Source organism: Campylobacter sp. CFSAN093224 (assembly GCF_012897395.1).
In the GTDB taxonomy this organism is placed as follows: domain Bacteria; phylum Campylobacterota; class Campylobacteria; order Campylobacterales; family Campylobacteraceae; genus Campylobacter_D; species Campylobacter_D jejuni.
This window is the reverse complement of the sequence record NZ_CP040607.1, coordinates 1,224,797-1,249,987: the sequence shown is the minus strand read 5'-3', so window position 1 is coordinate 1,249,987 and position 25,191 is coordinate 1,224,797. Positions and strand designations below refer to the sequence as shown.

Genomic DNA, 25,191 nt, shown 5'->3' with positions numbered 1-25,191 from the left:
CTAATTAAAGGAAATTTATGAAATTTTGTAAAAAATGTGTGATGCCAGATACTAAGCCTGATTTACATTTTGATGAAGAAGGTGTTTGTGATGCTTGTCGTTCTCAAGAAGCTAAAAATCAAAATATTAATTGGCAAGAAAGAGAAAAAGAATTTTTTGAGCTTATAAAAAAATACAAAAAACATCCTGTTTATGATTGTGTTATCGGAGTAAGTGGCGGAAAAGATTCTACTTTTCAAGTGGTTAAAATGCTTGAACTTGGACTTAATCCTTTGTGTGTGTGTTTTGAGCCTAGCGTACCTACGAAAATAGGGCGCAAAAATTTAGACAATTTAAATCATCTTGGCGTGGATTTGATCCATATCAAGCGTGATCCAAAAGTTTATCAAAAACTTGCCCGTGAAGCTTTTATAAGAACAGGGGATAATGAGTGGCAAAACCATTTGGGAATTTTTACTTCTGTTCCACGCATAGCGGTAAATTTTGGAGTGCCTTTGATCATCTGGGGAGAAAGTCCGCAGATAGAGTATGGCGGTCCTGCGAGTAGTAAAAATAAAAATATTTTAGGCAGAGAGTGGCTTGAAGAATTTGGCGGGCTTTTAGGAAATCGTGCTTCTGATATGCTTGGGGTGAATGGCATCACTGAAAAAGATTTGTTTTTATATACTTATCCAAGTGATGAAGAACTTCAAAGAGTAGGGGTTACGGGACTATTTTTAGGGTATTATTTTAAATGGGACTATAAAAAAATTCTTGAAATTTCTAAAAAATATGGTTTTTTAACTCTAGATCATCCCGTTGAGACTACTTATGAAAATTTTGAAAATTTAGATTGTTATTCTAATCATGTGCATGATTATTTAAAATACTGCAAATATGGCTTTGGTAGAGCAACAGATAATGCTTGTTTGGATATTCGTTTAGGCTATATCAGCCGTGAAGAAGGGGTGCGTTTGGTGCAAAAATACGATGGCAAGCCCCCTAAAAAGGCTATTAAAAAATACCTTGAATTCAGTGGTTTTAGTGAAGAAGAATTTCAAAAAATCGTAGATTCTTTTACCAATAAAAAAATTTTTAAACGTGATGAAAATGGTAAATTTATAAGAGATTATGATGGTTCTTTGGTAAGAAAAGACGAGTGTGTTTTAAAATGATAGCGCTCATTGATTACAAGGCGGGAAATTTAAACTCTGTTGCTAAGGCTTTTGAAAAAATAGGAGCTATAAATTTCATAGCTAAAAATCCAAAAGATTTGCAAAAAGCAGATAAATTGCTTTTACCTGGAGTGGGATCTTTTAAAGAAGCGATGAAAAATTTAAAAGAACTTGGTTTTATAGAAGCTTTAAAAGAGCAAGTTTTAGTACAAAAAAAACCTATTTTAGGCATTTGTTTAGGAATGCAGCTTTTTTTAGAAAGGGGCTATGAAGGTGGAGTTTGCGAAGGACTTGGTTTTATAGAAGGTGAAGTAGTCAAATTTGAAGAGGATTTAAATTTAAAAATCCCACATATGGGTTGGAATGAGCTTGAAATTTTAAAACAAGTTCCTTTGTATCAAGGCATAGATAATAAGAGTGATTTTTATTTTGTGCATTCTTTTTATGTGAAATGCAAAGATGAATTTGTAAGCGCTAAAGCACAATACGGACATAAATTTGTCGCATCTTTACAAAAAGATCGTATCTTTGCGACGCAATTTCACCCTGAAAAAAGTCAAAATTTAGGCTTAAAACTTTTAGAAAATTTTGCAAGGCTTTAAATGTTAAAAACTAGAATTATCCCTTGTGTTTTGTTAAAAAACGGACAACTTGTTAAAAGTATAGAATTTAAAGATTTTCGCACTATAGGGCATTTAACTTCAACAATGAGAATTTATAATGCACGCAATGTTGATGAGCTTATTATCTTAGATATAGATGCTTCAAAAAGTGGAGAAATAGATTTTGAAAGTATAGAAGATCTTGCTAAAGAATGTTTTATGCCTTTAACTATAGGTGGCGGGATAAAAACCCTTGAAGATATACAAAAGATTTTAAATTTAGGTGCGGATAAAATTTCTATCAATTCTAAGGCCTTAGAAGATATGGATTTTATAAGTAAAGCGGCTAATCGTTTTGGTTCTCAATGTATAGTTTGTTCTATAGATGTTAAAAGAAAAGGAGGGCAATTTTGTGTTTATGACAGGGGAAATTTACTTGAAAAAAGTCCTTTAGAACTTGCTTTAGAATATGAAAAAAAAGGAGCTGGAGAGCTTCTTTTAACTTCTGTGGATTTTGAAGGAAGGGCAAAGGGTTATGATTTAGAACTTTTAAAGATCTTTCAAAATAAACTTAAAATTCCTCTTATTATCAATGGAGGACTTAGCAATCCAAGTGATGGAGTTGAGGCTTTAAATTTAGGTGCTGATGCTTTAGCGGGTGCTTATATTTTTCATTTTTCTAAGTATACCCCTAAAGATGTAAAAGAAGAATTAGCTAGGCAAGGCTTTGCAGTCAGATTGCTTTAGGCAAATATGGTAAAAATCTTTATCTTCATCATAAATAGTAAAATGATTTTGTTGATATAATTTTAAAGCTTTGCGATTGTCTTTGAAAACATAAGCTTTAAGAGTATTTACTTTTAAGTTTTCAAAAGCGTATTTTATAATTTCATTCATTAAAATTTGTCCTACGCCTTTTAAATTAGGTTTTGCGTAAAGCCCAAATTCGCAAGATTTAGTTGTGATATTGACAAAATCAATTACGCCGATAATCTGTTCATCTTGAAAAACTAAAAAATATTTTTTGCTAGAATCTTGATGTAATTTTTTTAAAAATCTTAAATGTTCTTCAAAATCAATATATTTTGTTTTCATAAATTGATTGATATCGGGGTGATTGCGCCATTTAAAAATCAGCTCTATTTCTTGAGAATTAAGTTTTGTGAAATTTTTAAGTTTTATCAATACTTATACTCCACTTCATACCCTTTTTTAGCAAGCCAAGTTGCTGTAGATTCTTGATTTTTAACATAACAAATAGCTTTGAAATTTGCCTTTAAAAGCAAGGCTTCATTGACTAAAGAACTTGCACTAATGATGAGTTTATTGCTTTCATTCATCAATTTTGCAATATTTTCATGATCGATAAATAATCTAATATTGTTATGTAATTTTGCAAATTTTTGCAATTTTTTAAGATTAGGATTAGAAGAGCTGGTTGCAATGCTGATGATTTTTGTTTTAGGTAATTCGCTAGCAATTTGTAAAGAAAGGTTTTTTATATCAGTTCCACCCATGCAAATGAAAAAATCATATTTTTTTTCTCTATTTTCTTTGGCCTCTTGATAAAATTCTTCCCTGATTAAAGCATAAGAAAAACCACATCTTACTTCGCATTTAAAAGGCACTAAACCTTCATAATCACTTGCTTTTGCATAGGCATTGACATTGAGTAAAATATCACAATGATGAGGCTTTATTTCATCATCAAAGCTTAGAATTTTCACCCCTGTTTCAAGCTTGATCAGTTTTTCATCATCTACGCTGATGCCATAGTGATCAATGATAAGAAGTTCAAATTTTTCTTCTTTGATGAGATTGATAAGCTCGTAGATACTTTCGCTACTAAGCTCATAAACAGGATAAGGAATTTCATCGATCAAGGAGCCTTCTAAAGGCAAGCAAGCAAAACTTACATCGCTATATTGTTTAGCTAAGACTAGATCGCGTTTAATGTGTCCAAAGCCTATTTGACTGGAGCTATCGCTTCTAAAAAGCACTTTCATGATTTACCTTATAAAGTATTTTTGCAAATTCCAAATCTTGTATGGTGTCTATATCGCAAACTAAATTTCTTGGCAATACAAACACGCTAGAATGAGGTTTAAATATAAAATCTTCCTCAAGCCAAGCTTTGCTTGTACCAAAATAAAAAGCTCCTGCATCATGATAAGCTTTTGTTAGATCTTGTGAACGACTTTTATAATGTTTTTCATCAAACATATAAACTTGATTGTTTTCATTTAGATAAAATGCCCTTTGTATAGGATACTCAAACTCAGTAGCAGCAAATAAAAACTTGCTTTGATTTTGTATAAATTTTTCATAGGCTTGTTTTAAAATGTCTTTATTTAACAAAGGAGCAGTAGCATAAAGGCAGCAGACATGATCATAAATTTGATTTTGGCTTTGTAAAATTTCTATGGCATTTTGCACTACAGCAGTGCTTGAAGCATAATCATCGCTTAAATTTTTATCACGCACAAAAGGAGCTTTTGCACCGTATTTTAAGGCTACTTCTATGATTTCTTCATCATCGCTTGAAAGCACCACTTCATCAAAAATACCTGAATTTAAAGCATTTTCTATGCTATAAGAGATTAAAGGTTTACCTAGAAAATCAATGATATTTTTTCTAGGAATTCTTTTTGATCCACCACGAGCAGGGATTATGCAAAGATTTTTCATAGTTAAGCCTTGTTTTTGTGTTTTATTTTACTAAAATTTAAGTATAATTGTCTTTAAAATACAATAAAAGGCTTAAAATTGCTTATAAACCAAACCTTTGAAATTGATTCTTGTGATGATGTAGAACTAGGTATTAAAAGAACCAGTAAGCTTGAATATCGCATAAGTTATGATGATGAAAAAGATATCAAAGCCATAGTTTTTATAGTGGGTGGTTTTGGAGCTAATGCAAATATTTCTTTTTTAGATTTTGATAGGGAATATATTGCTAAAAATTTTGATGTTGTAGTGGTACATGTTTTTTATCATTGTTTTTGTGCAAGACAAAGTATTGATCAAAAGTATAATCCAAAGCTTATTCCCAATCAAGATGATTTAGAGCGTGTAAATGGCATTTTAAAAAATATTAATTTAGGACATTTATCGGTTAATAAAGATAATTTTGAACAAATTATTCCTCTTATAGAGCAAAAAGTTAATAAAATGAAACAAGCAGGTTTGGTTGATGAAAGCCAAAAAATAGAACTTTCTTGTGATTTTATCCCACCCAATGGAGATTATCAAAACTATGGCATTATGGCAGCTATTGATCATATCAATGCTTTAAAAGATTTAGTTAAACGCTTTCCAAAATTTGCAGATTTACCAAAAATTTATGGGGGGGGGTCTTATGGAGGATACCTATCTTTACTCATAGCAAAAATAGCTCCTTGGTATGTGGATGGTGTGATTGATAATTCAGGTGTTTGCTTGCCATTTTTGGCGTGCATTTTAGGAAGAGAAATGAATCAAGGGGAATTTTATTTCGAAGGAAGTGGTTATAGACTTTATTGTTTTGTATATAAATACTGGAATAGAAATATGAATTCTTCTTATTATTTTGGTGATGAAAATTATTTAATCAGAGCAGTTTTAAATTCAAACCATCTTCAAATTCAATCAAATTTAAATAAAAATACCATTTTTGTAAGCTATCATAGTATACAAGATATGGGTGCGCCAGTGCAAAATAAAATAGAACTTTATAAGTGTTATCAGGAATTAGGATATGATGCAACTTTACATTTAATAAAGGATGAAAATGATATAGATGGTAGATTTGTAAAAAGTTTAGAGCATGGACTTAGAATGACTGATAAGGCTTTATTTAGAAAAGAACTTCCTTTAATGCTTGAAAAATTGCAAAAAAGAAAATCTTTTATGCAAGAAAATTCTATCTCTTATCCTTGTGGGAATAAAGTATTTGTGTTTAAGGATTTAGAAGATAAATTTGAGTTAGAGATGATAAATTAAAATAAAGATAAAGGATATAAAATGACAGCATATTTACATATAGGAACTACCAATACAGGAAATCAAGAAAAACAAGGTTTTTTGATGCAAAACGAAGAAAGGCTTTTAAAAAAAGGCTATATTTATCCAAAAAGCCTTAGAGTGGCAAATAGGCATTGGGCTTTGGTAGATATGGTTTTAGAACTAGTTCAAAAAGAAGATATTTTGCAAAAAGAGAGTATTTTAAGCTGTATTAAAAACGAAAGACTTCTTAGAGCTATAGAAAATTTTAAAAGCGAAAGTGCTTTACATAAAGATAAAAAATTTATTTTTTCAGCTGAGGGTATAGTTTGGGATTTTTCTACCAAAAAACATGTAGAAATTTTAGAAAAGATTATGAGAGAGTTAGGTTTTACTCAAATTTATATTATTGTGTATTTTAGAGATACTTTGGGTTATTTAAACTCACATTGTTCTCAAGATCATAAAAACAATATGGGGTATTATTCTGCTGATTTTGCTCCGCAAGATCATCCTAGAAAATATATTTTTGACTATGAATGGATTTGCAAAACTCATGCTGAGGTATTTGGAGAAGAAAATTTGATAGTAAGACTTCTAAGGGAGGATTATGTAGGAGGGACTTTACTTAAGGATTTTGTTTATCATTTAGGACTTGAATGGGATGAGAGTTTTGTTTTAAAACAAACCAAAAATGAAAGTTTTAATCTTTTAGGAATGGAGCTTATGTCAAGATTAAATCAAAAAGATTTAAAGCAGGATAATCTTAATTCTTTGCTTTTTATGACAAGAAGAAAATTTGAAGGCAGCAAAGAAAAAAGATTAAAATTTGCAGTGCAAAAAGATATTGCTAAAGCTTATGTGGATTATTTTGCTTCTTCACTTGAATGGGTAAAAAACAAATATTTCCCGCATAAAAATTCTCTTTTTGCTCCTGTAAATTGGGAAGAATACGAACAAAACTATACTTTAACCCATATGCTAAGTAAAGATTGGGATGATGTGGCGGATTTTATAGCACAAATTATTGTTTCTAAAAATGAAATCATCAGTTCTTTAAAAGAACAGCTTGAACTTGCAAGGAAAGATTAGTCTTTCATTGCAGTTTCAAGCATTTTTTTGATATTTTCAAAGCTTTCAAAATTTTCAGGTGTGATAAATTCTGCTTTTAAGGGTTTTTTATAAAATTTTTCTATTTCGGCAACCAAAGCCATGATATCGATACTATCGATAAAATCTTCACTTACTAGATTTTCCATACTCTCATTGATATCTGTTCTTTCTATATTGATAAAAAATTGTTTGATTTCTTGCATTTTTTCTCCTTTAGTTTTTTGAAATTATAAAATATTTATTTAAACAAGTTCTTTTAAAACCTTTCTATCAATTTTACCATTTTGATTAAGCTTAAATTTGTCGAGTTTAATAAAATTTTTTGGGATCATATAAGAAGGTAATTTATCTTTCAAAAAATCTTTAAAATTAATTTCTTCTTCACTTTCATAAAAACAAATAATATCTTCTTTAAAAATACAAGCACTGTTTTTAATATTCACATGAGAATTTATCACGCTTTCTATTTCTCCAAGTTCTATTCTATGTCCCATATATTTTATCTGATTATCTGCTCTTCCGTAGCATAAAAGCTCTCCAAATTCATTATAAGAAACGATATCTCCTGTTTTATAGAGTAAATCTAAATAATTATCATGTAAAGGATTTTGAATAAAAGCTTGTTTGGTTTTTTCTTTGTCATTATAATACCCTAAAGACAAAGAAGTTCCACGCACGAAAAGCTCCCCTTTAACACCTATTTGTTTAGGACTTATGAAATTCATATTTTCATCAAAAACTAAAAGTTCTGTGTTTTTGCACGCTTTTCCTATCGGTAAAAGTTCTTCATCTTTAAAAGTGCGATTGATGATATAAAAAGAACATACATCAGTGATTTCTGTTGGGCCATAAAGGTTGGCAAATAAGGCATTGGGTAAGTGTTTACGCCAAATATTGAGCTGTTTATTGGGCATGATTTCACCACAAAAAAGTATCTTTTTTAAGGCGTTTAAACTAAAATTATTCAAAGCTTCAGTATTTGCAAAATAAATCAGCACCGAAGGTACCCAAAATATAGTGCTTACTTTTTCTTTTTCAAGGCATTCTAAAATTTTATTTGGAAAGGCAAAAAGATGATTAGGTAAAAGGTGTAAAGTCGCTCCTGATTTTACACTTGAAAAAATATCTAAAATGCTATTGTCAAAATAAAATGGCGCTTGATTGGCTAAAATTTCATTCTCATCAAATTTAAAAGTCTCACACACCCAAAAAGTATAATCAATCACACTCTTATGAGCTATGCTTACTCCTTTAGGAATGCCTGTGCTCCCACTTGTAAAGAAAACATAGAGTAAATTAGTATCTATATGTTTTTCTTTGGCATGCTTTATTAAACTCTCATCTATATTAAAACTTTCAAAGTCTTGTGTATAAAGCGTAGGTAAATCTAAGTTAAAATTTAAGTCCTTTGAAGTGATAAAAAGTTTAGGCTTTAAAACTTCTATGACTTTTTCTACTCTTTCTTTAGGACTTTTTTCATCTAAAAGTGTATAAAAATTTCCACTGAGTGCCACTCCAAAAAATGAAATCAAACAATCAATCCCTTTAGGCAAGATGATTAAAACAGGAGCTTGAGTAGGATTATCATTTCCTAAAGTTTTTAAAATTTCACTGGCTAGTTTTTTAGAAAAGAGATCAAAGTCTTTGTAAGTGATTTCCTTTCTTTCTTTGACAAAGGGTTCTACAAAAGCAGTTTTTTCGCTAAATTTGATTAAACTTTTTTCTAAAAAATCATAGATATGAGTTGTCATGATTTACCTTTTTAATTTTTTGTAATATAATATCGATAAATTAATAAAAAAGGCCTTTATATGCTCATAAACCAAAGCTTTGAAATCGATTCTTGTGATGATGTAGAATTAAATATAAAAAGAACTAGCAAACTTGAATACCGTATAAGTTATGATGATGAAAAAGAGATTAAAGCTATAGTTTTTATAATAGGAGGTTATGGAGCCAATGCAAATATATATTTTTTAGACTCTTATAGAAATTATATTGCTAAAAATTTTGATGTTGTAGCAGTGCATGTTTTTTATCATTGTTTTTGTCAAAGGCGTTCGGATGTTGAAAAGTATTCAACATTAGCAGATTTTACAAAAGATGATTTAAAATTAATAGAAAAAGTGCTTCGTAAATACAATATTCCATGTGATCAATTAGTCAATAATACTGTAGTTAGTCATTGTGAATATTTGAGCGAGATTATGACAGAATTAAAAATGTTAAATCGATTGCCTTATGATTTTGAAGAAAGACTAAGTGCAACTTTTATTCCTTCGCGTGGAGAATATCAAAATTTTGGCATTATGGCAGCTATTGATCATATCAATGCTTTAAAAGATCTAGTTAAACGCTTTCCAAAATTTGCAGATTTACCAAAAATTTATGGGGGGGGGGTCTTATGGAGGATACTTAGCCTTGCTCATAGCAAAAATAGCTCCTTGGTATGTGGATGGTGTGATTGATAATTCGGGTTCGGCTTTGCCACCTTTAAATTATATTTTAGGAAGAGAAATGGAACATAGTTACGGTGATTATTATGAAGATTTTCCACATAATAGGATTATTTTTTTTCTAAAAACCCACTGGACGCGTAAAGAAAATTCACCTTATTTTTTTAATAATGAAAATTATTTTATTAGAACATTGTTAAATAAGGATCATTTGATTTTGCAAAGTCAAAAAAATAAAAATATTATTTATGTGAGTTATCATAGCGATAAAGATCCTCTAACGCCTGCCAATTTTAAACAACAAACCATGCAAATATTAAAAATTTTAGGTTACGATGTAAGCTTAAATTTGATAGATGAAAATAAAATTGATGGAAAATTTATTAAAAATTTAGATCATGGTTGTGGTATACCTGATAAAGCCTTATTTAGAAAAGAACTTCCTTTAATGCTTGAAAAACTACAAAAAAGAAAATCTTTCATGCAAGAAAATTCCATCTCTTATCCTTGTGGAAATAAAGTGTTTATATTTAAAGATGTGGGTGACAAATTTGAATTAGTGATAAAAGATTAAAACCTTAAAGGTTTTAATCAAGCTTTGCTAAATTGATTAAATCACTTACTTTTTGACAATTTTTCAAGTCCTCGGCTGTGATTTTTAAAGTAAAAAGATTTTTATAAAGCACCATCACAGATACAAAAGCCAAACTATCCCACTCATCTATATCATCAAGTAGCATATCCTCGTTTAAGTCTTCATCTCTATGCATAGCTTCTTTAAGCTCTTCTAAAAATTCAGTTTTTGTCATTATTTCTCCTTTGTGTAAATTAAAATATCTTTTGTGTATAAATCTTTGAAATTCAACACCGCACTTCCCCAGCTAAGCCCTGCACCAAAAGCACTTAAACTCGCTTTAAATTCTTTTGGAGTATCTAGTTCACAAAGTAGGGCAGGTAGTGAACAAGCGCTTAAATTAGCGTATTTTTCCATGATGAAATTAGGAACTTTATCATCATTAAGTTTTAATTCTTCTTTGATGCAATCAACCAAATACGCATTGGATTGATGAAAAAGATGAAAAGCAATGTCTTTTTCATCTACTTTAGAAAATTCTAAAATTTCTTTAAAGCTTTTAGGTTCGCATTCCAAAGCCATATTGAAAATATTTGCTCCGTCCATATAAAGATTTTCTAATTGTCTAAACTCCTCAGTTTGCATGAGTGAATCATCGTTGAAAATATCTGCTTTAGGTATTCTCATCGCACCTTTTGGAATGATGAGTTTATCAAAATATTTTCCATCGCTTCCAAGCTCAAAAAAAGCTTCGTTAAAATCCGTTTTTTCAATTAAAGTTGCACTTACTCCATCACCAAAAATAGGAGCTAAATTCATATTTTTAGGGTGGATGAATTTGCTTAAAGTATCTCCACAAATGAGTAAAATTTTACCTAAGCCACTTTGTATTAAAGAATGAGCGACAAATAAGCCGTATAAATACCCTGCACAAGCTTGCCCTAAATCAAAAGCTACAGTTTTGGAGCTTAAATTTAAAAGTTGGTGTAAATAACAAGCCGTAGAAGGCATGAAAAAATCAGGACTTTGAGTTACTACGATGAGTGCATCAAGGCTATTTTTATCTATATTTAAACCTTGTAAAAGTGTATTGGCTGCGTGTTTTCCAAGATCGCTTACGCAAGTGTTTTCATCGCAAATATAACGCGTGTTTAAACCTATGACTTTTTTCATTCTTTTAAGGGTTTTGATATCGTTTGAAAAAACGCTTTCTAACTCATCATCAATGCAAATTTTATGTTCAGGTACGCTTACGCAAATGCCTGAAATTTTAGCTTTATCAAATCTAGTTTTCATGGATTATAAGTCCTTTGAAGTTTAAATTTTGAAATGGAATAAGGGCTGAGTTTTTTTCAAATTCTTTGGAAATTTGTTCTAAAAAGCTCAAAAATGGCATATTTCTTTCGCCTTTTTGATAGTAAAGCCTTGCATTATTGTTTTTAAGATCAAAGAAATGTAAAGCTAGTTCAAAGGCTTTAAAAAACATTCTAGTTTCAAGTTTTCTACCTAAAGCCCTACAAGAAATGCAAAGATCATCGATAAATAAATTTCCTTCTTTACAAGAAAAAACAAAAATAGCGATAATCCCACTATCGCTTAATTTATCACTCATACTCACACTTACAATGAGTTCTTTTTGCATGTGTTGTGCGACTTTTTCTTGATTTAAGCGTGTGTAATTAGCGATAAATTGATTGGTTTTGCCTAAAAGTTCGCTAATGCGAGGGATATTTTGCAGATTATTTTTGCTAAAATTTAAGCTGATTTCAAGATTTTGAAAATATTCTTCATCGCTTAAGCTTTTAAGCTCTTCTCTTAAAGCATTGGCTGCTATATCTTTGGCACGAATTTGATCTTCTTTGGTATTTGAAAGTTTTAAAAGATTAGGAAAAAGTTTGATTTTATAAAGTATATTTTCATCGCATAAAAGTGTTTTAACGCCTGTAAATTTGGTATTTTCAAGCTCGGCGATATTATCATCTATAAAAAGCATAGCGTTAGTATTTATATTAAATTTTTTAGCAATTTTTAAGATATTTTCACCCTTTGGTTCCCAATTGATCATTCTAGCATCAAAATCATCCCATTGTAAGATAAAATCTTTCCTTGTTTCAAAAAGTTTTTTTGCGTCTTTTTCTTCATTTTTTGAAGCTAGGGCAAGTAAAAAGCCTTGTTTTTTAAAAGTTTTAATTTTTTCTTGTAAGGTTTTGTGCAAAGGACTTAAATTAAGATTATCTATACCCTCTTCACCTAAAATTCCTTGATACAAGGTATTATCAAGATCAAGTACAAGAGCTTTAAGAGCGGGTTTTACGAGTGCAGGGATGAGGCTAAGTCCTAAAATTTGTGCTAAAAAAATCAAGGCTTTATTATTAAGCTTAGAGCCTGTAAGTTCTTCTTTAGCTAGGTCTAAAATATCTTCTTCATCAAAATACTCTTTTATGAGTTTTTCTATGTTAAAAATTTCACAATTTAAAATTTTTTTATCTGTTTTAAATTCTCCTAAACTAAGAACTAAAATAGGGTTTTGTGAAATTTTTCTTAGTTCTAAAAGTCTTTCTTCTATAAAATTTTGCACATTATTTTTATAGCGGGTTAAATCTAGCCATAAAAGTTCTAAACTAGCTTCTTTAAAGTTATCAAAACTCAAGCTATCATCATAAGAGCTGAAATTAAACTCAGCTCTTAAATTAGCAAAATGTAAAAAAGGAGCAATGATACTTTGCACTCCTTCAAAAGCATGATTTCTATGGACATTAATAAGAAGATCTTGACTTTTGCTAAAGTCTAATTCTTTGGCGAATTTTATAAGCTCATTGCGTTTTAAATGGGGTGAAAAAAGATTCATTTTAGCTCCACAAGTTCGATTAAAAGCCTATTTGGCATCATGATAAAACAAAGTTTAGCAAAATAGCTTGCTTGCATAATAGGAACAATACAAATGCCTCCTTGTTGTTCCAAAAGAATTAAATCTTGGGCGATATTTTTACTTTCATAGGCTAAATGATACATTTTGGTATTATTTTTCAAATAGCTATCTAGTGGTCCTTTATCGTTTAAATTTTGCAAAAGTTCAAATCTGTACTGTGGAAATGCTTCATTACAAGGAATGATAAATTCGCCTCTTACCCCTTGTTTTTCATCTATAAATTCTGATTCTTTATAAAAACCTAGTTTAAAAAAACATTCCCTTTCTTTTTCTAAATTTTTACAAGCTACGCCTATATGATGAAGGGGTAAATTGAGTGTTTTATTAAGCATTTAAAACTACTGCCATAGTGATAGCATTTTTAAATTTCAATGCTTTTTCTAAACTATAATCATTTGCCATAAAACATTCATAAGCTTTAAATTTTAAGCCTGATTTTTCTATCAAATCTTTAACTTCATCAGGATGGGAAAATAAATAAATATGATCAATAGCAGGAGCATTGATAGGAATAGTTGCAAAAATTTCCCCTCCATCGCTAAGAAGCTCTTTAGATCTTTTAAGGAATTCAAGAGGTTTTTCTACGTGTTCTAGCACTTCTCCAATCACTATCAAATCAGCTTTTTTATCAAAATCATAAGTAAAAAAATCTTGACATAAAAAATCACATTTTGTAATCAATCCCCCTACTTGTTGTTTTACCATTTTTTGAGTAAGTTCGCAACTTGTTGGAGAGATATCAAGTCCATAAAAGGCGGAAAATTTACCACTTTTAACTGCTCTTGCAAAATATTCTCCATGGCCAGGGCCTATTTCAAAATAAGTTGTTTTTGGAGTAAAATTTTTTAAATATTGTGAAAAGTACTTTCTCACTTTAATATGAGCTATCCAAACAAAAGAAGAAAGAGCTAGGCCTATCATGTATTGTTTCATATAGCTTTCATTAAAATAAACTTTATCCTTAACTTCATCAAAGCTAGAATAACGATAAGCCCCATTTTCTATGAAAAATTTTGTTTCTTCTAAAGTATCGTTAAGGATCAATAAATAACAATCGCATTGTTCTTTTATACTGATACCATCTTGAATATAATAAGAAATTAATTTATCAAATTCTTCTTCGTCTTCTTGTGGAAATTCAATTTTTTTAAGATATTTAGAATGGATAGGATTTTTTTGAGCGATGGCTTGAAATAATTTTTCAATATTTTCTTTCATTTTTCTGCCTTTAGGGTTTGAATTTTTTCTAGTAAAGCGCTTTGAGATTTTAAGAGACTTAAATCTTCTTTGCTAAATTTGATTTCAAATTCTTCTTCTAAACTCATGATGATATCAATATGAGCTAAAGAAGTCCAGTTCTTGCAGTTTTCCATGCTTAAATTTGTATTTTCATCTACTTTGGTTTCAAGTATATTTTCTAAAATTTCATAAAATTGTTTCATTATCGATCTTTCTTATATATGGCTAATTTATCATTGGTTAAGGCTTGACATATTGCTTGAACATATTCTCTAGTATTATAAATTTCTATAAAATTTTTAGCAAAATTTATTTTTTTATAATTTTGCGTTTCTTGAATTATAGGATTAATTTTATTAATATCGCATAAATAAGACTGTTGCAAATCTCTAACGTAGTAGTCAATAGTTATTGTTTTTTCTTTCCTTTTTTCGTTTATTAAAATACCTTTAAAATTTTTAAAATATCTACAAAAAGTTGTATTTTTTTCTTCTGCGTAATGAACTAGAGCGTGCCCTTCATTTAAACCAAAAATTATATATTTTCCATTCTCTTTGGCTAAAACTTCATAAACACAATTTTCCCCAAAACAACTTGTTGTATCTTTTAAAAATAATTCTTCTTTTGCTCCTTTTATAGCAAAAGAAAATATAGGATCGTTTGTGCGTTTTACTCCTGTTTGTTTGCGAAAATATTCATTTAATGCTCCCATTTTTGTTTTGGAATTTATTTTGTCATAAGTTTCATTTTTGCAAAAACTATAAGTAAAGGTTGGCATGATCAAAGTGCCTTCCTGACCTATAACTTCAAAAAAACAATTGAGTATAGTCTGTAAAAATTCATTTCTAGAAAGCAAAGGTATGCCAAATTTAAAAAGTTCTGTATGTACACATAAAATATCGCCTCTTTTTATACCTAGTTGATAAAAAGCATCTATTAAATCCTTATCGGAGTATTTTTTGTCATTGTGTTCTAAAAAATATTTCATTTTACTAGTCCATAAAATTTTATTTTTTTCAAAAGTTCTTTAAATTCATAAGCTTGCATATTTAAGATATTGGCTATATCGATGATATCATTCTCTCCATCACAGTAAGCTAGAAAATTACAAGCTAAAGGAATGTCATTGGCAGTGCTAAGGGTATGATATAGTCCTCTTTTGCCAAGATTGGGCTCGCATACTATGGTGTTTTTATATACGGCGTTGATTTCTAGATTTAAAATCATTTCTTGCATGCTTTGAAGTCCACCCATTAAACCTTTTTCAGAGATAAAATTGAGATCATCTTTGCTGGTGTGGTATTGTTCGTATTCTAGGTATCTTGTGCGACATACTCCTACAATGCCAAGATTTACAAGCGGAGCATTGTATTGTCTTTCATCGCTTCCACGATCCAAAAAACTAAAAGCTTTGAAATTTTCTTTATTTTTAAGCGTATGCAAGGCAACTTTATCGCTTAGAGTGTTTTCTTTAGGTGTATGTATGAGTGAGTAAGCATGATCATCGCCTAAGCAAGAAAGCACAAAGCCTGCTTTAACATATTTTTTTAAATGCTCTAAATGTTTGCTAAGATAGACTATAGACCCTATGGTTTCAGGGATGATGACAAAGCGGTAATTATATTTTCTTTCTTTTAAACTCAAAAGCCATTTTGCTAGGAAAATAGCCACCACAGGGCCACTAAGCTCGTTATTTGCCATGGAAGGATGACAAAGATAGGTTGAAATTAAAATTTCATCTTTTGAATTTTGCGTACTAGGTAGGATAAAATCAGCATAGTCCAAAACCCCATTTTCATCATGTTTTGCATCGATATAAACTTTGTATTTGCCTTTTTTAAGTTTTTTTCTTTCATTATGCGTGAGACAAAATCCCCAACGCCTTTTGTAATAACTCGTTACATAAGGAATAGCATCGGGCATTTCTTCTATGGAGTAAAGATGATCTTGAAGTTCTTCAAGTTCGATTTCTTTATCGATAGCTTCGCTATAGTTTAGAAGGTGTAGATTATGCTTTTTAAAATCACAAATTTTTTCTCCTTCTGGAGTGATGATATAGGCTTCTTTGGCGTTCCATTCATCAGGGACTATCCAGTCAAAAACCTTTGTACCACTTTTTATAGAGTGAAATTTGAGTATCCCCCCCCCCCGCCCAGAGTTTTATTTAAAATTTCTAAGCTAGCTCTAAAACCTTGTCCTGTGATGCTTCTAGGGATAGGAAAAAGTTCGCAAGCTAGTTCATACATAGCCTTTCCAGTTTGGCTAAAATCTTGGCTTCTAAAGTCTAGCTTATTCACAATATCCCTTTTTAACTTTTTCAAGAATGCTAAATAAAGTATCTTTTACAAATTTTGCATCTTTTAGATTCATTTCTTGATGACAAGGTATGCTAAGCTCGGCTTTGTAAAAATTATCCGCATTTTGGAGTCTGATTTCTCCTAAGAGTTTTTTATAAAAACTAAACTCATAAGTTGGTTTATAATGTACCTGTACGCCAATTCCTGCATGAAGTAAGCTTTCAAAAAGTTCTTCTTTTTGACAATAAAATTCAGGAAAAAGCAAGATAGGGTATAAATGTCTTGAGCTTTTTTTATAATTTTTGATTTTTATCGTGGAAAAATAAGGATTTTTTTCAAATTCTTTATCGTAAAAACTTGCGATTTCTTCTCTTTTTTCAAGATTGTGATCGAGTTTTTTAAGCTGGTTTATCCCTAAAGCACAAGCAACATCGCTTAAGCGGTAATTATAGCCAAGTTCTACCATATCGCTATCCCAAAGCCTTTTTTTAATTATACCATGGCTTTTTAAAAGCTTGATTTTGGTGATAAGCTCTTCATTATCACTCACCACAGCCCCGCCTTCAAAAGTAGTGATGGGTTTAACAGGATGAAAAGAAAAGATAGAAAGATCGGCTTTTTTTCCTACTTTTTCACTTTTATATAAGGCACCTAAAGCATGGCTTGCATCATCGATTAAAGGGATATTGTATTTTTTAGCAAGGCTTGAAATTTCATCTATTTCAACGCTATTTCCCCCAAAATCCACCACGCTAATAGCTCCTATATTTTTACTATCTTTTAAAAGTCTTGCTTCTAGTTTTTTTTCATCAATATTGCCATCGTTTTTAATGTCGATAAACTCTACCTTAGCTCCAGCTATTAAGGCCGCATTAGCCGTAGCAGCGAAGGTTAAAGGAGTGGTTAAAACGATTTTTTCTTTGATGCCTAGTGCTGTATAGGCAAGATGAAGGGCTGAAGTGGCTGAGTTTAATACACAAGCGTGTTTTACGCCCACATATTCACAAAGGGCTTCTTCAAATTCATCTACCTTTTTACCCCCTGTTAAAATTTCATCTTTTAAAGCTTTTGTAAGCGCATCTATATCGCTTTGATCGATGTTTTGATGAGAATAAGTAAGCATTTTAAAAACCTTCGGTGTGATTGATGATTTCTAAAAGTTCTTTTTCGCTTGTCCATAAAGGATTATTATCCGAACTATAAGAAAAACCATCTTTTACCTTTTGTCCTTTTTCGCCTAGGGCATTGATACTAAAGTCATTATCTTTATCTACAAGTTTAATGCTAGGGCTTATGGCATAGTAGTTTTCAAATTCATAGGTTAAATGACTATCATCGCTTGAAATCATGATTTCATGTAGTTTTTCTCCTGCTCTTATGCCTATGATTTTATGGCTTAAATTAGGAGCTAGAGCATGGGCTAGATCGGTGATTTTCATCGAAGGAATTTTAGGGATAAAGATTTCTCCTCCATGCATTCTTTCAAAATTACTCAGTACAAATTTTACTCCATCTTCAAGGCTGATCCAAAAACGAGTCATTCTCGTATCGGTGATAGGAAGTTCTTTAGCTCCTTCGCTGATGAGTTTTTTAAAGAAAGGCACCACTGAACCTCTTGAACCTACAACATTGCCATATCTTGTAACACCAAAGCGTGTTTGCTTGTTACCTGCTATGTTGTTTGCAGCGACAAAAAGCTTATCGCTTGCAAGTTTGGTTGCACCGTATAAATTTACAGGATTGCAAGCCTTATCCGTACTAAGAGCGATACATTTTTTAACCCCATTTTCAAAACAAGCATCTATGACATTTTGCGCGCCGTGGATGTTTGTTTTTATACATTCCATAGGGTTATATTCAGCAATAGGCACATGCTTCATCGCAGCAGCATGTATAACAAAATCCACATCACGCATAGCAGTGCTTAAACGCTCTTTGTCTCTTACATCTCCTATGAAATAACGCATGCAAGAAGCGTTAAAAACGCTTGCCATTTCAAATTGTTTAAGCTCATCACGAGAATAAATGATGATTTTATTAGGTTTATAATTTTCTAGCAAAACCTTAGTATAGGTTTTTCCAAAAGAGCCTGTTCCGCCTGTGATTAAGATATTTTTTTTGTTAAACATTTTGCCTTCCTTTGCTTAAGTTTTTTAAAATTAAAGCAACAAGTGTTCCTATTTTAAAATTCTTGGCAAGGTTATGCCCGTTTGAGCTTGATACTTGCCTTTTTTATCTTTATAAGTGGTGTCACATTTTTCATCACCTTGTAAAAACAACACTTGTGCTATGCCTTCATTAGCATAAATTTTTGCAGGTAAAGGCGTAGTATTTGAAATTTCTATAGTAATATGTCCTTCAAAACCTGGTTCAAAAGGGGTAACATTGACGATGATACCACATCTTGCATAAGTGCTTTTGCCAAGACAAATAGCTAAGACATCATCAGGCATTTTAAAATACTCTATAGTTCTAGCTAGGGTAAAAGAATTTGCAGGAACTATACATACATCACCTTCAAAATCTACTACATTTTCTTCTACGAAATTTTTTGGATCCACTACAGTTGAATTAACATTGGTAAAAATTTTAAACTCACGTCCTACGCGTATATCATAACCATAGCTTGAAAGTCCATAGCTTACCACACCTTTTCCTATATTTGCTTCGCAAAATGGTTCGATCATCTTGTGTTCTAATGCCATTTTTCTTATCCAATTATCCGCTTTTAAGCCCATTTTTAACCTTTTAATATTTGTAATTGTTTGTAAGGATTATAACCTAAAAAATCTATATTTTTTATGATTTTTTTCTTTTTTAAAGTTAAATTTCAAGTTTTTTTATATAATACAAGGTTAAGTTCTTAAATTTTGTAGGAGAATTTTATGACAAAAGAAGAAATTAAAGAGTTAGTAAACCTTTTTGCTGAAGCAAATATTAGTAAAATTAAGATCAAAGAACAAGATGGTTTTGAAATAGAACTTGAAAGAGATATGTGCTGCGATGTTCCAGCTCCTGTTTGTCCTCCAGTTCCAGCTCCACAACCTATCAATGTAAGCGTTGTAAACGAAGCTCAACCTAGTCAAAGTGTAAAATCAAACAAACCAAGTATAAATAGCCCTATGGTAGGAACTTTCTATCAAGCTCCAAGTCCAGGTGCAGCACCTTTTGTAAAAGTAGGTAGTACGGTTAAAAAAGGCGATACTATAGCTATTATCGAAGCGATGAAAATCATGAATGAAATTGAAGCGGAATTTGATTGTAGGATCGCTGAAATTTTAGTTGCTGATGGTCAGCCTGTAGAATTTGGAATGCCTTTATTTGCGGTGGAGAAATTATAAAATGGAAATTAAAAGCATATTAATTGCTAATCGTGGAGAAATAGCACTGCGTGCTTTAAGAACGATTAAAGAAATGGGTAAAAAAGCAATTTGTGTGTACTCTGAAGCAGATAAAGATGCTTTGTATTTAAAATACGCTGATGCAAGCATTTGTATAGGCAAAGCAAGAAGTTCTGAAAGCTATTTAAATATCCCAGCTATTATTACAGCAGCTGAAATTGCTGAAGCAGATGCGATTTTTCCAGGATATGGATTTTTAAGCGAAAATCAAAATTTTGTTGAAATTTGTGCTAAACATAACATTAAATTCATAGGTCCTTCTGTAGAAGCTATGAATTTAATGAGTGATAAATCAAAAGCTAAACAAGTAATGCAAAGAGCAGGCGTACCTGTAATCCCAGGAAGTGATGGAGCTTTAGCCGGAGCTGAAGCAGCTAAAAAACTTGCCAAAGAAATAGGCTATCCTGTGATTTTAAAAGCAGCCGCAGGTGGTGGTGGTCGTGGTATGCGTGTGGTTGAAAATGAAAAAGATCTTGAAAAAGCGTATTGGTCGGCTGAAAGTGAGGCTATGACAGCATTTGGTGATGGAACTATGTATATGGAAAAATACATACAAAATCCACGTCATATAGAAGTGCAGGTTATAGGAGATAGTTTTGGTAATGTGATCCATGTGGGCGAAAGAGATTGTTCTATGCAAAGACGCCATCAAAAACTTATAGAAGAGTCCCCTGCAATTTTACTTGATGAAAAAACACGTACTAGGCTTCATGAAACTGCTGTTAAAGCGGCTAAAGCTATAGGCTATGAAGGTGCGGGAACTTTTGAGTTTTTGGTAGATAAAAATTTGGATTTTTATTTTATAGAAATGAATACGCGTTTGCAAGTTGAACACTGTGTAAGTGAAATGGTAAGTGGGATTGATATCATAGAACAAATGATTAAAGTAGCAGAAGGTTATGCTTTACCATCTCAAGAAAGTATTAAATTAAATGGGCATTCTATAGAATGTAGAATCACAGCCGAAGATTCCAAAACTTTCTTGCCAAGTCCAGGTAAGATTACTAAATACATTCCACCAGCAGGACGCAATGTCAGAATGGAAAGTCATTGTTATCAAGACTATAGCGTGCCTCCTTATTATGATTCTATGATAGGCAAACTTGTAGTTTGGGCAGAAGATCGCAATAAAGCTATTGCAAAAATGAAAGTAGCTTTAGATGAGTTGCTTATAAGTGGGATAAAAACAACCAAAGATTTTCATCTTTCTATGATGGAAAATCCTGATTTTATTAATAATAATTACGATACAAATTATCTTGCAAGACATTAAAATTTCCCTATTAAAGGGAAATTTTAATTGTAATTTTTATCTTAAATATTCTATATTGATTTTAGAGCGGAGTTTATCAAAATAATCCTGTATAAAATTTTGTCTTTGTTCACTTACATAAGCGTTTAAAACTTCATTTTTAACTTGTTCATATTCAGGAGTTTGTGCCCCATCTCTGCTTTTAACTTCATAGAGTTCATAGCCATTTTTTCCATTTAAAACAGGGGAAAAGCCTCCAACAGGAATTTGTGATAAAAGCCCTAAAAGTCTTGGATCGGCATTACTTGTGTTTAAAGATGCATTTTGTGGTTTAAGGATTGTTTTTTTTGTATTTTTGATATTTTCTAAAGTTTGAGGATTGTTTGATAGATAAATATTTGCATTAATTTGTGTATAAAAAGTGAATTTATCTTTATTTTGTTCGAAAAATTTTTTTGCTCCATCATCACTAAAATCAGTTTTTGCCATACTTGCGATTTTTTCATAAAGCTTTCTTTTTTCTAAGTCTTTTTTAAAATTTGCACGAAATTGTTCATAGCTTTGATTTTTGGATTTTAAATTTGCTTTGAAAGCATTTAAAGTCGTTTTGTTTTGAGCAAGCATTTTATTTATAGCATCATCAAGCTCTAGATCATTGACTACAATACCTAGTTGTTTCATTTGTGAAATTTCCATTTTTTCATTGATGAGTACGCCTAAAGCTTTATTTCTATCAATTTTAAGTGCTTTCATAGTTTGATCTATATCATAAGTTGTGATAGGCTCTTTGTCTACAACTACAGCTATAGCATTAATGGTATTTGCACTAGCTAAACTTGCAAAAAATGCAAAACTTAATAAAATTTTTTTCATTTCAAACCTTTATTTAAGTATAAATATCGCATTATATCAATAAAAATTTAAGAAAAGGCAAAAAATGCACGAAAAACTTACAACGCGTTTTGCTCCAAGCCCAACAGGGTATTTGCACATAGGTGGACTTAGAACAGCTCTTTATAATTATTTATACGCTAGAAAAAATGGTGGAAATTTTTTACTTCGTATCGAAGATACGGATTTAAAAAGAAATTCCAAAGAAGCTACTAAAGCAATTATCGAAGCTTTTAAATGGTGCGGTTTAGAACATGATGGAGAAGTAACTTACCAATCAGAGCGTTTTGATCTTTATAAAGAATATGTTAAAAAGCTTTTAGATGAAGGTAAAGCGTATTATTGTTATATGAGTAAAGAAGAATTAGAAGAATTGCGCGCCAAGCAAGAAGCTGCCAAAGAGCGCCCAAGATATGATGGAAGATATAGAGAATTTACAGGCACGCCACCTCAGGGTATAGAGCCTGTTGTGCGTATTAAAGCACCTCAAAGCGGTGAGATTGTTTTTGAAGATGGGGTTAAAGGCGAGGTGAGATTTAAAGCAGAGGATATAATGGATGATTTTATCATTGCAAGAAGTGATGGAACTCCAACTTATAATTTTACTGTTGTTATTGATGATGCTTTAATGGGGGTAAGTGATGTGATTCGCGGAGATGATCATCTTTCAAATACTCCTAAACAAATTGTGCTTTATGAGGCATTGGGTTTTAAAATTCCTAAATTTTTTCATGTGGCTATGATACATGGAGAAGATGGTAAAAAGCTTTCAAAAAGACATGGGGCAACTGATGTTATGGAATACAAAGAAATGGGAATTTTACCTCAAGCTTTGCTTAATTTTCTTGTGCGTTTAGGTTGGAGCCATGGTGATGATGAGGTTTTTTCATTAGAAGATTTGAAAAAACTTTTTGACCCTTATCATATTAATAAAAGCGCATCTTGTTATAATGCTAAAAAGCTTGAATGGCTTAACGCTCATTATATTAAAACTTTGCCTTTTGAAGAGATTAACCGTCAGCTTAAGGATCTTGGCTTTGATTTATCTGTTTGTGAAAAGGCAGGATTTTTACTTGATTTATTAAGAGAGCGTGCAAAAACCTTGCATGATATTATCAATGGTGCAAAAAGTATAGTTAATGCGCCGCAAAATTATGATGAAAATGCAGTACAAAAATTTATTAACAAAAATAATTTAGAATTGCTCCAAGCATTTGCTAATACACTTAAAGATCAAAAAACAGGTAAAGATTTTGAAGATTTTACAAATGATTTTTTAGAAAAAAAAGAAGCAAAGTTAAAAGATTTGGCTCAGCCTATACGCATAGCTTTAACAGGGAGTGCGGTAAGTCCTAGTATTTTTGAAGTATTAGAATTTTTAGAGGTTGATGAGTGCAAAAAAAGAATAGAAAATTTTTTAAAAGTTAGAGGAAAATAAAATGAATTTAAAAGAAGAAGCTTTAAAATACCATTTAGGTGGGAAAATTGATATTGTACCAAGTAAGCCAATGGCTACAAGCCATGATCTATCTTTGGCGTATAGCCCAGGAGTTGCAGAACCTTGCCTTGAAATCGCTAAAGATAATGAGCTTGCTTATACTTATACAAATAAGGCTAATTTAGTAGCTATAGTTAGTGATGGTTCTGCTGTTTTAGGACTTGGAAACATAGGAGCGCAGGCTTCAAAACCTGTTATGGAAGGTAAGGCTTGTTTGTTTAAAAAATTTGCAAATGTCAATGCTTATGATATAGAAATTGATGTTCATAGTGTGGAAGAGATTGTAAATTTTTGCAAAGCTTTGGCTCCAACTGTGGGCGGGATAAATTTAGAAGATATAGCTGCTCCAAAATGTTTTGAAATCGAAGCGGCTTTACAAGATTTAGGAATTCCTGTAATGCACGATGATCAGCACGGAACAGCTATTATTTCAACTGCAGGGCTTATGAATGCAATGGAGATAAGCGGTAAAAAATTTAAAGACATTAAGGTGGTTGTAAGTGGCGCAGGTGCCGCAGGTATAGCAAGTGCTAAGATGTATAGAAATTTAGGGGTTGAAAATATTATTTTAGTAGATAGCAAAGGAGTGATTTCTAAAGATAGAAATGATTTAACTCCTCAAAAGCTTGAATTTGCTGTTGATTCTAAGGAAAAGACTTTAAAAGAAGTTTTAAAAGGAGCTGATGTTTTCCTAGGACTTAGTGCGCCAAAAATTCTTGATGATGAAATGGTTTTAAGCATGGCAAAAGATCCTGTGATTTTTGCTTTGGCAAATCCTATTCCTGAAGTGATGCCTGAAGATGTAGCTAGACTTAGAAAAGATACGATTGTAGGAACAGGAAGAAGTGATTATCCAAATCAAATCAATAATGTTTTAGGTTTTCCTTTTATTTTCCGTGGGGCTTTAGATGTGCGTGCAAGTAAAATCACTGAAAATATGAAAGTAGCGGCTGCTAAAGCATTAGCAGATCTTGCAAAACTTCCTGTAAGTGATGCAGTTAAAAAGGCTTATAATTTAAGTACCTTAGAATTTGGAAGAGATTATGTCATACCAAAACCTTTTGATGAAAGAGTAAAAGCTGCAGTAAGTACAGCTGTAGCAGCAGCTGCGGTAAAAGATGGTGTGGCTAAGGTAAAAAATTTTAACGAGAAAGCTTATTTTGAAAGCTTAAAATGAAAAATATTCATTGTATCAATCATCCATTGATCGAACATAAGTTAGGAATTTTAAGGGCTAAAGAGACAAAGCCCTTTCAATTTCGTATGTTAATCGATGAAATTTCATCTTTTTTGCTTTTTGAAGTGAGTAAAGATTTTTCTTTAAAAGAAATTGAAATTTCAACACCTATACAAAAAACTATAGTAAAAAAACTTGATGAAAAGATTATGATTTGTCCTATTTTAAGAGCTGCATTAGGAATGCTTGAAAGTGTTTTTAAGATGATTCCTGATGCAAGTGTTGGGTTTTTGGGGTTTGTGAGAAATGAAGAAACTTTAAAGGCGGATTTTTATTTTCAAAAACTTCCCAAAGATGCAAAAAAACGCACTGCTATTGTTATAGATCCTATGTTTGCTACAGGTGGGACTGCTATAGATGCTTGTAATTTTTTAAAAAGCCAAGGAGTTAAAAAAATAAAATTTATATCCATACTTGCTGCTCCACAAGGTTTGAAAAAATTTAGCCAAATGCATGATGATGTAGAAGTTTTTGTGGCTTGTATTGATGAAGGTTTAAATGAAAAAGGTTATATTATCCCAGGGCTTGGAGATGCAGGAGATAGAGTGTTTAACACTCTATAAAAGA

26 protein-coding genes and 2 pseudogenes are annotated in these 25,191 nt (G+C 31.3%); 11 read left to right on the top strand and 17 right to left on the bottom strand.

What is annotated here, in order from left to right; all coding sequences use genetic code 11:
• Positions 1 to 17 precede the first annotated feature (17 nt).
• The 3 genes from pseA to wbuZ are packed head-to-tail and all read left to right on the top strand — an operon-like array spanning position 18 to position 2,503.
• Positions 18 to 1,154 carry a pseudaminic acid biosynthesis protein PseA gene (gene pseA, locus FBF11_RS06440; protein WP_002784894.1) on the top strand — a complete coding sequence of 379 codons (1,137 nt, stop codon included), beginning with the start codon at positions 18 to 20 and terminating at the stop codon, positions 1,152 to 1,154.
• Positions 1,151 to 1,756 carry an imidazole glycerol phosphate synthase subunit HisH gene (hisH, locus tag FBF11_RS06435; RefSeq protein ID WP_014516830.1) on the top strand — a complete coding sequence of 202 codons (606 nt, stop codon included), beginning with the start codon at positions 1,151 to 1,153 and terminating at the stop codon, positions 1,754 to 1,756. Before pseA ends, hisH begins: the two co-directional genes overlap by 4 nt.
• On the top strand, positions 1,757 to 2,503 hold the full coding sequence (gene wbuZ / locus FBF11_RS06430) for a glycosyl amidation-associated protein WbuZ (protein WP_002786691.1): 747 nt from the start codon (positions 1,757 to 1,759) through the stop codon (positions 2,501 to 2,503).
• On the opposite strand, the gene pseH is transcribed toward wbuZ, so the two are convergent.
• Genes pseH through pseF form a run of 3 tightly spaced genes read right to left on the bottom strand, consistent with a single transcriptional unit; the run spans position 2,468 to position 4,444 of the window.
• On the bottom strand, positions 2,468 to 2,941 hold the full coding sequence (gene pseH / locus FBF11_RS06425) for a UDP-4-amino-4,6-dideoxy-N-acetyl-beta-L-altrosamine N-acetyltransferase (RefSeq protein WP_002856326.1): 474 nt from the start codon (positions 2,939 to 2,941) through the stop codon (positions 2,468 to 2,470). The two genes, wbuZ and pseH, sit on opposite strands and share 36 nt — an antisense overlap.
• Positions 2,938 to 3,762, bottom strand: a complete 825-nt coding sequence (pseG, locus tag FBF11_RS06420) for a UDP-2,4-diacetamido-2,4,6-trideoxy-beta-L-altropyranose hydrolase (RefSeq protein ID WP_002830499.1) — start codon at positions 3,760 to 3,762, stop codon at positions 2,938 to 2,940. Before pseG ends, pseH begins: the two co-directional genes overlap by 4 nt.
• A complete protein-coding gene (pseF, locus tag FBF11_RS06415; protein WP_002777693.1) occupies positions 3,746 to 4,444 on the bottom strand; it encodes a pseudaminic acid cytidylyltransferase in 699 nt (232 codons plus the stop codon). The genes pseG and pseF overlap by 17 nt, the downstream gene beginning before the upstream one ends.
• 78 nt (positions 4,445 to 4,522) lie before the next feature.
• On the opposite strand from pseF, the gene FBF11_RS06410 reads away from it, so the two are divergent.
• Together FBF11_RS06410 and FBF11_RS06405 are read left to right on the top strand one after the other, a co-directional pair.
• On the top strand, positions 4,523 to 5,737 hold the full coding sequence (locus FBF11_RS06410; protein ID WP_057096873.1) for a DUF2920 family protein: 1,215 nt from the start codon (positions 4,523 to 4,525) through the stop codon (positions 5,735 to 5,737).
• Positions 5,738 to 5,758: 21 nt separating this feature from the next.
• Positions 5,759 to 6,829 (top strand): hypothetical protein, encoded by a 1,071-nt coding sequence (locus tag FBF11_RS06405; protein ID WP_057096874.1) that lies wholly within the window; start codon positions 5,759 to 5,761, stop codon positions 6,827 to 6,829.
• Here FBF11_RS06405 and FBF11_RS06400 read toward each other — a convergent pair.
• Both FBF11_RS06400 and FBF11_RS06395 read right to left on the bottom strand, forming a co-directional pair.
• Positions 6,826 to 7,053: an acyl carrier protein gene (locus FBF11_RS06400; protein ID WP_002777686.1), complete on the bottom strand. Its 228-nt coding sequence runs from the start codon at positions 7,051 to 7,053 to the stop codon at positions 6,826 to 6,828. The genes FBF11_RS06405 and FBF11_RS06400 overlap by 4 nt on opposite strands.
• A gap of 39 nt (positions 7,054 to 7,092) precedes the next feature.
• Entirely contained in the window at positions 7,093 to 8,601 is a 1,509-nt protein-coding gene (locus FBF11_RS06395) for an AMP-binding protein (RefSeq protein ID WP_002790438.1), read from the bottom strand.
• A 60-nt stretch (positions 8,602 to 8,661) separates the two neighbouring features.
• Between FBF11_RS06395 and FBF11_RS08545 the strand changes: the two are divergent.
• Positions 8,662 to 9,880, top strand: a pseudogene (locus tag FBF11_RS08545) (DUF2920 family protein).
• Between the two features lie 13 nt (positions 9,881 to 9,893).
• On the opposite strand, the gene FBF11_RS06380 reads toward FBF11_RS08545, so the two are convergent.
• The 11 genes and pseudogenes from FBF11_RS06380 to dcd form a co-directional block, all read right to left on the bottom strand.
• Positions 9,894 to 10,115, bottom strand: coding sequence for an acyl carrier protein (locus tag FBF11_RS06380; protein WP_002789840.1), 222 nt, complete (start codon positions 10,113 to 10,115; stop codon positions 9,894 to 9,896).
• Entirely contained in the window at positions 10,115 to 11,176 is a 1,062-nt protein-coding gene (locus FBF11_RS06375; protein WP_002810160.1) for a beta-ketoacyl-ACP synthase III, read from the bottom strand. The genes FBF11_RS06380 and FBF11_RS06375 overlap by 1 nt, the downstream gene beginning before the upstream one ends.
• The gene (locus tag FBF11_RS06370; protein WP_057096876.1) at positions 11,166 to 12,728 is read right to left on the bottom strand and encodes an HAD family hydrolase; all 1,563 of its coding nucleotides are present in this window, start codon (positions 12,726 to 12,728) and stop codon (positions 11,166 to 11,168) included. Before FBF11_RS06370 ends, FBF11_RS06375 begins: the two co-directional genes overlap by 11 nt.
• Complete coding sequence (locus tag FBF11_RS06365) at positions 12,725 to 13,141, bottom strand: VOC family protein (RefSeq protein ID WP_002854069.1); 417 nt, start codon at positions 13,139 to 13,141, stop codon at positions 12,725 to 12,727. The genes FBF11_RS06370 and FBF11_RS06365 overlap by 4 nt, the downstream gene beginning before the upstream one ends.
• Positions 13,134 to 14,027 (bottom strand): class I SAM-dependent methyltransferase, encoded by an 894-nt coding sequence (locus FBF11_RS06360; protein WP_002826596.1) that lies wholly within the window; start codon positions 14,025 to 14,027, stop codon positions 13,134 to 13,136. The genes FBF11_RS06365 and FBF11_RS06360 overlap by 8 nt, the downstream gene beginning before the upstream one ends.
• The gene (locus FBF11_RS06355) at positions 14,024 to 14,254 is read right to left on the bottom strand and encodes an acyl carrier protein (RefSeq protein WP_032585015.1); all 231 of its coding nucleotides are present in this window, start codon (positions 14,252 to 14,254) and stop codon (positions 14,024 to 14,026) included. Before FBF11_RS06355 ends, FBF11_RS06360 begins: the two co-directional genes overlap by 4 nt.
• A complete protein-coding gene (locus tag FBF11_RS06350; protein WP_002860486.1) occupies positions 14,251 to 15,036 on the bottom strand; it encodes an AAC(3) family N-acetyltransferase in 786 nt (261 codons plus the stop codon). The genes FBF11_RS06355 and FBF11_RS06350 overlap by 4 nt, the downstream gene beginning before the upstream one ends.
• Positions 15,033 to 16,345: pseudogene (locus FBF11_RS06345) on the bottom strand (DUF4910 domain-containing protein). The gene FBF11_RS06350 and the pseudogene FBF11_RS06345 overlap by 4 nt, the downstream one beginning before the upstream one ends.
• On the bottom strand, positions 16,338 to 17,468 hold the full coding sequence (gene pseC, locus FBF11_RS06340) for a UDP-4-amino-4,6-dideoxy-N-acetyl-beta-L-altrosamine transaminase (protein WP_002873130.1): 1,131 nt from the start codon (positions 17,466 to 17,468) through the stop codon (positions 16,338 to 16,340). Before pseC ends, FBF11_RS06345 begins: the two are co-directional and overlap by 8 nt.
• A 1-nt stretch (position 17,469) precedes the next feature.
• Positions 17,470 to 18,474, bottom strand: coding sequence for a UDP-N-acetylglucosamine 4,6-dehydratase (inverting) (pseB, locus tag FBF11_RS06335; RefSeq protein ID WP_002859335.1), 1,005 nt, complete (start codon positions 18,472 to 18,474; stop codon positions 17,470 to 17,472).
• A gap of 48 nt (positions 18,475 to 18,522) precedes the next feature.
• The gene (gene dcd / locus FBF11_RS06330) at positions 18,523 to 19,083 is read right to left on the bottom strand and encodes a dCTP deaminase (protein WP_002859334.1); all 561 of its coding nucleotides are present in this window, start codon (positions 19,081 to 19,083) and stop codon (positions 18,523 to 18,525) included.
• A gap of 147 nt (positions 19,084 to 19,230) precedes the next feature.
• Here dcd and accB point away from each other — a divergent pair, with 147 nt between their 5' ends.
• Complete coding sequence (accB, locus tag FBF11_RS06325; RefSeq protein WP_002853623.1) at positions 19,231 to 19,686, top strand: acetyl-CoA carboxylase biotin carboxyl carrier protein; 456 nt, start codon at positions 19,231 to 19,233, stop codon at positions 19,684 to 19,686.
• A gap of 1 nt (position 19,687) precedes the next feature.
• Positions 19,688 to 21,019: an acetyl-CoA carboxylase biotin carboxylase subunit gene (locus tag FBF11_RS06320; RefSeq protein WP_002860484.1), complete on the top strand. Its 1,332-nt coding sequence runs from the start codon at positions 19,688 to 19,690 to the stop codon at positions 21,017 to 21,019.
• 36 nt (positions 21,020 to 21,055) lie between these two features.
• Here FBF11_RS06320 and salC read toward each other — a convergent pair whose 3' ends face one another.
• Positions 21,056 to 21,871, bottom strand: coding sequence for a peptidylprolyl isomerase SalC (salC, locus tag FBF11_RS06315; protein ID WP_002859332.1), 816 nt, complete (start codon positions 21,869 to 21,871; stop codon positions 21,056 to 21,058).
• Between the two features lie 64 nt (positions 21,872 to 21,935).
• Here salC and gltX point away from each other — a divergent pair, with 64 nt between their 5' ends.
• The 3 genes from gltX to upp are packed head-to-tail and all read left to right on the top strand — an operon-like array spanning position 21,936 to position 25,187.
• Positions 21,936 to 23,327, top strand: coding sequence for a glutamate--tRNA ligase (gene gltX / locus FBF11_RS06310; RefSeq protein ID WP_002869091.1), 1,392 nt, complete (start codon positions 21,936 to 21,938; stop codon positions 23,325 to 23,327).
• A gap of 1 nt (position 23,328) precedes the next feature.
• Entirely contained in the window at positions 23,329 to 24,564 is a 1,236-nt protein-coding gene (locus tag FBF11_RS06305; RefSeq protein ID WP_002868535.1) for a malic enzyme-like NAD(P)-binding protein, read from the top strand.
• The gene (gene upp, locus FBF11_RS06300) at positions 24,561 to 25,187 is read left to right on the top strand and encodes a uracil phosphoribosyltransferase (protein WP_002874417.1); all 627 of its coding nucleotides are present in this window, start codon (positions 24,561 to 24,563) and stop codon (positions 25,185 to 25,187) included. The genes FBF11_RS06305 and upp overlap by 4 nt, the downstream gene beginning before the upstream one ends.
• Positions 25,188 to 25,191: the final 4 nt, after the last annotated feature.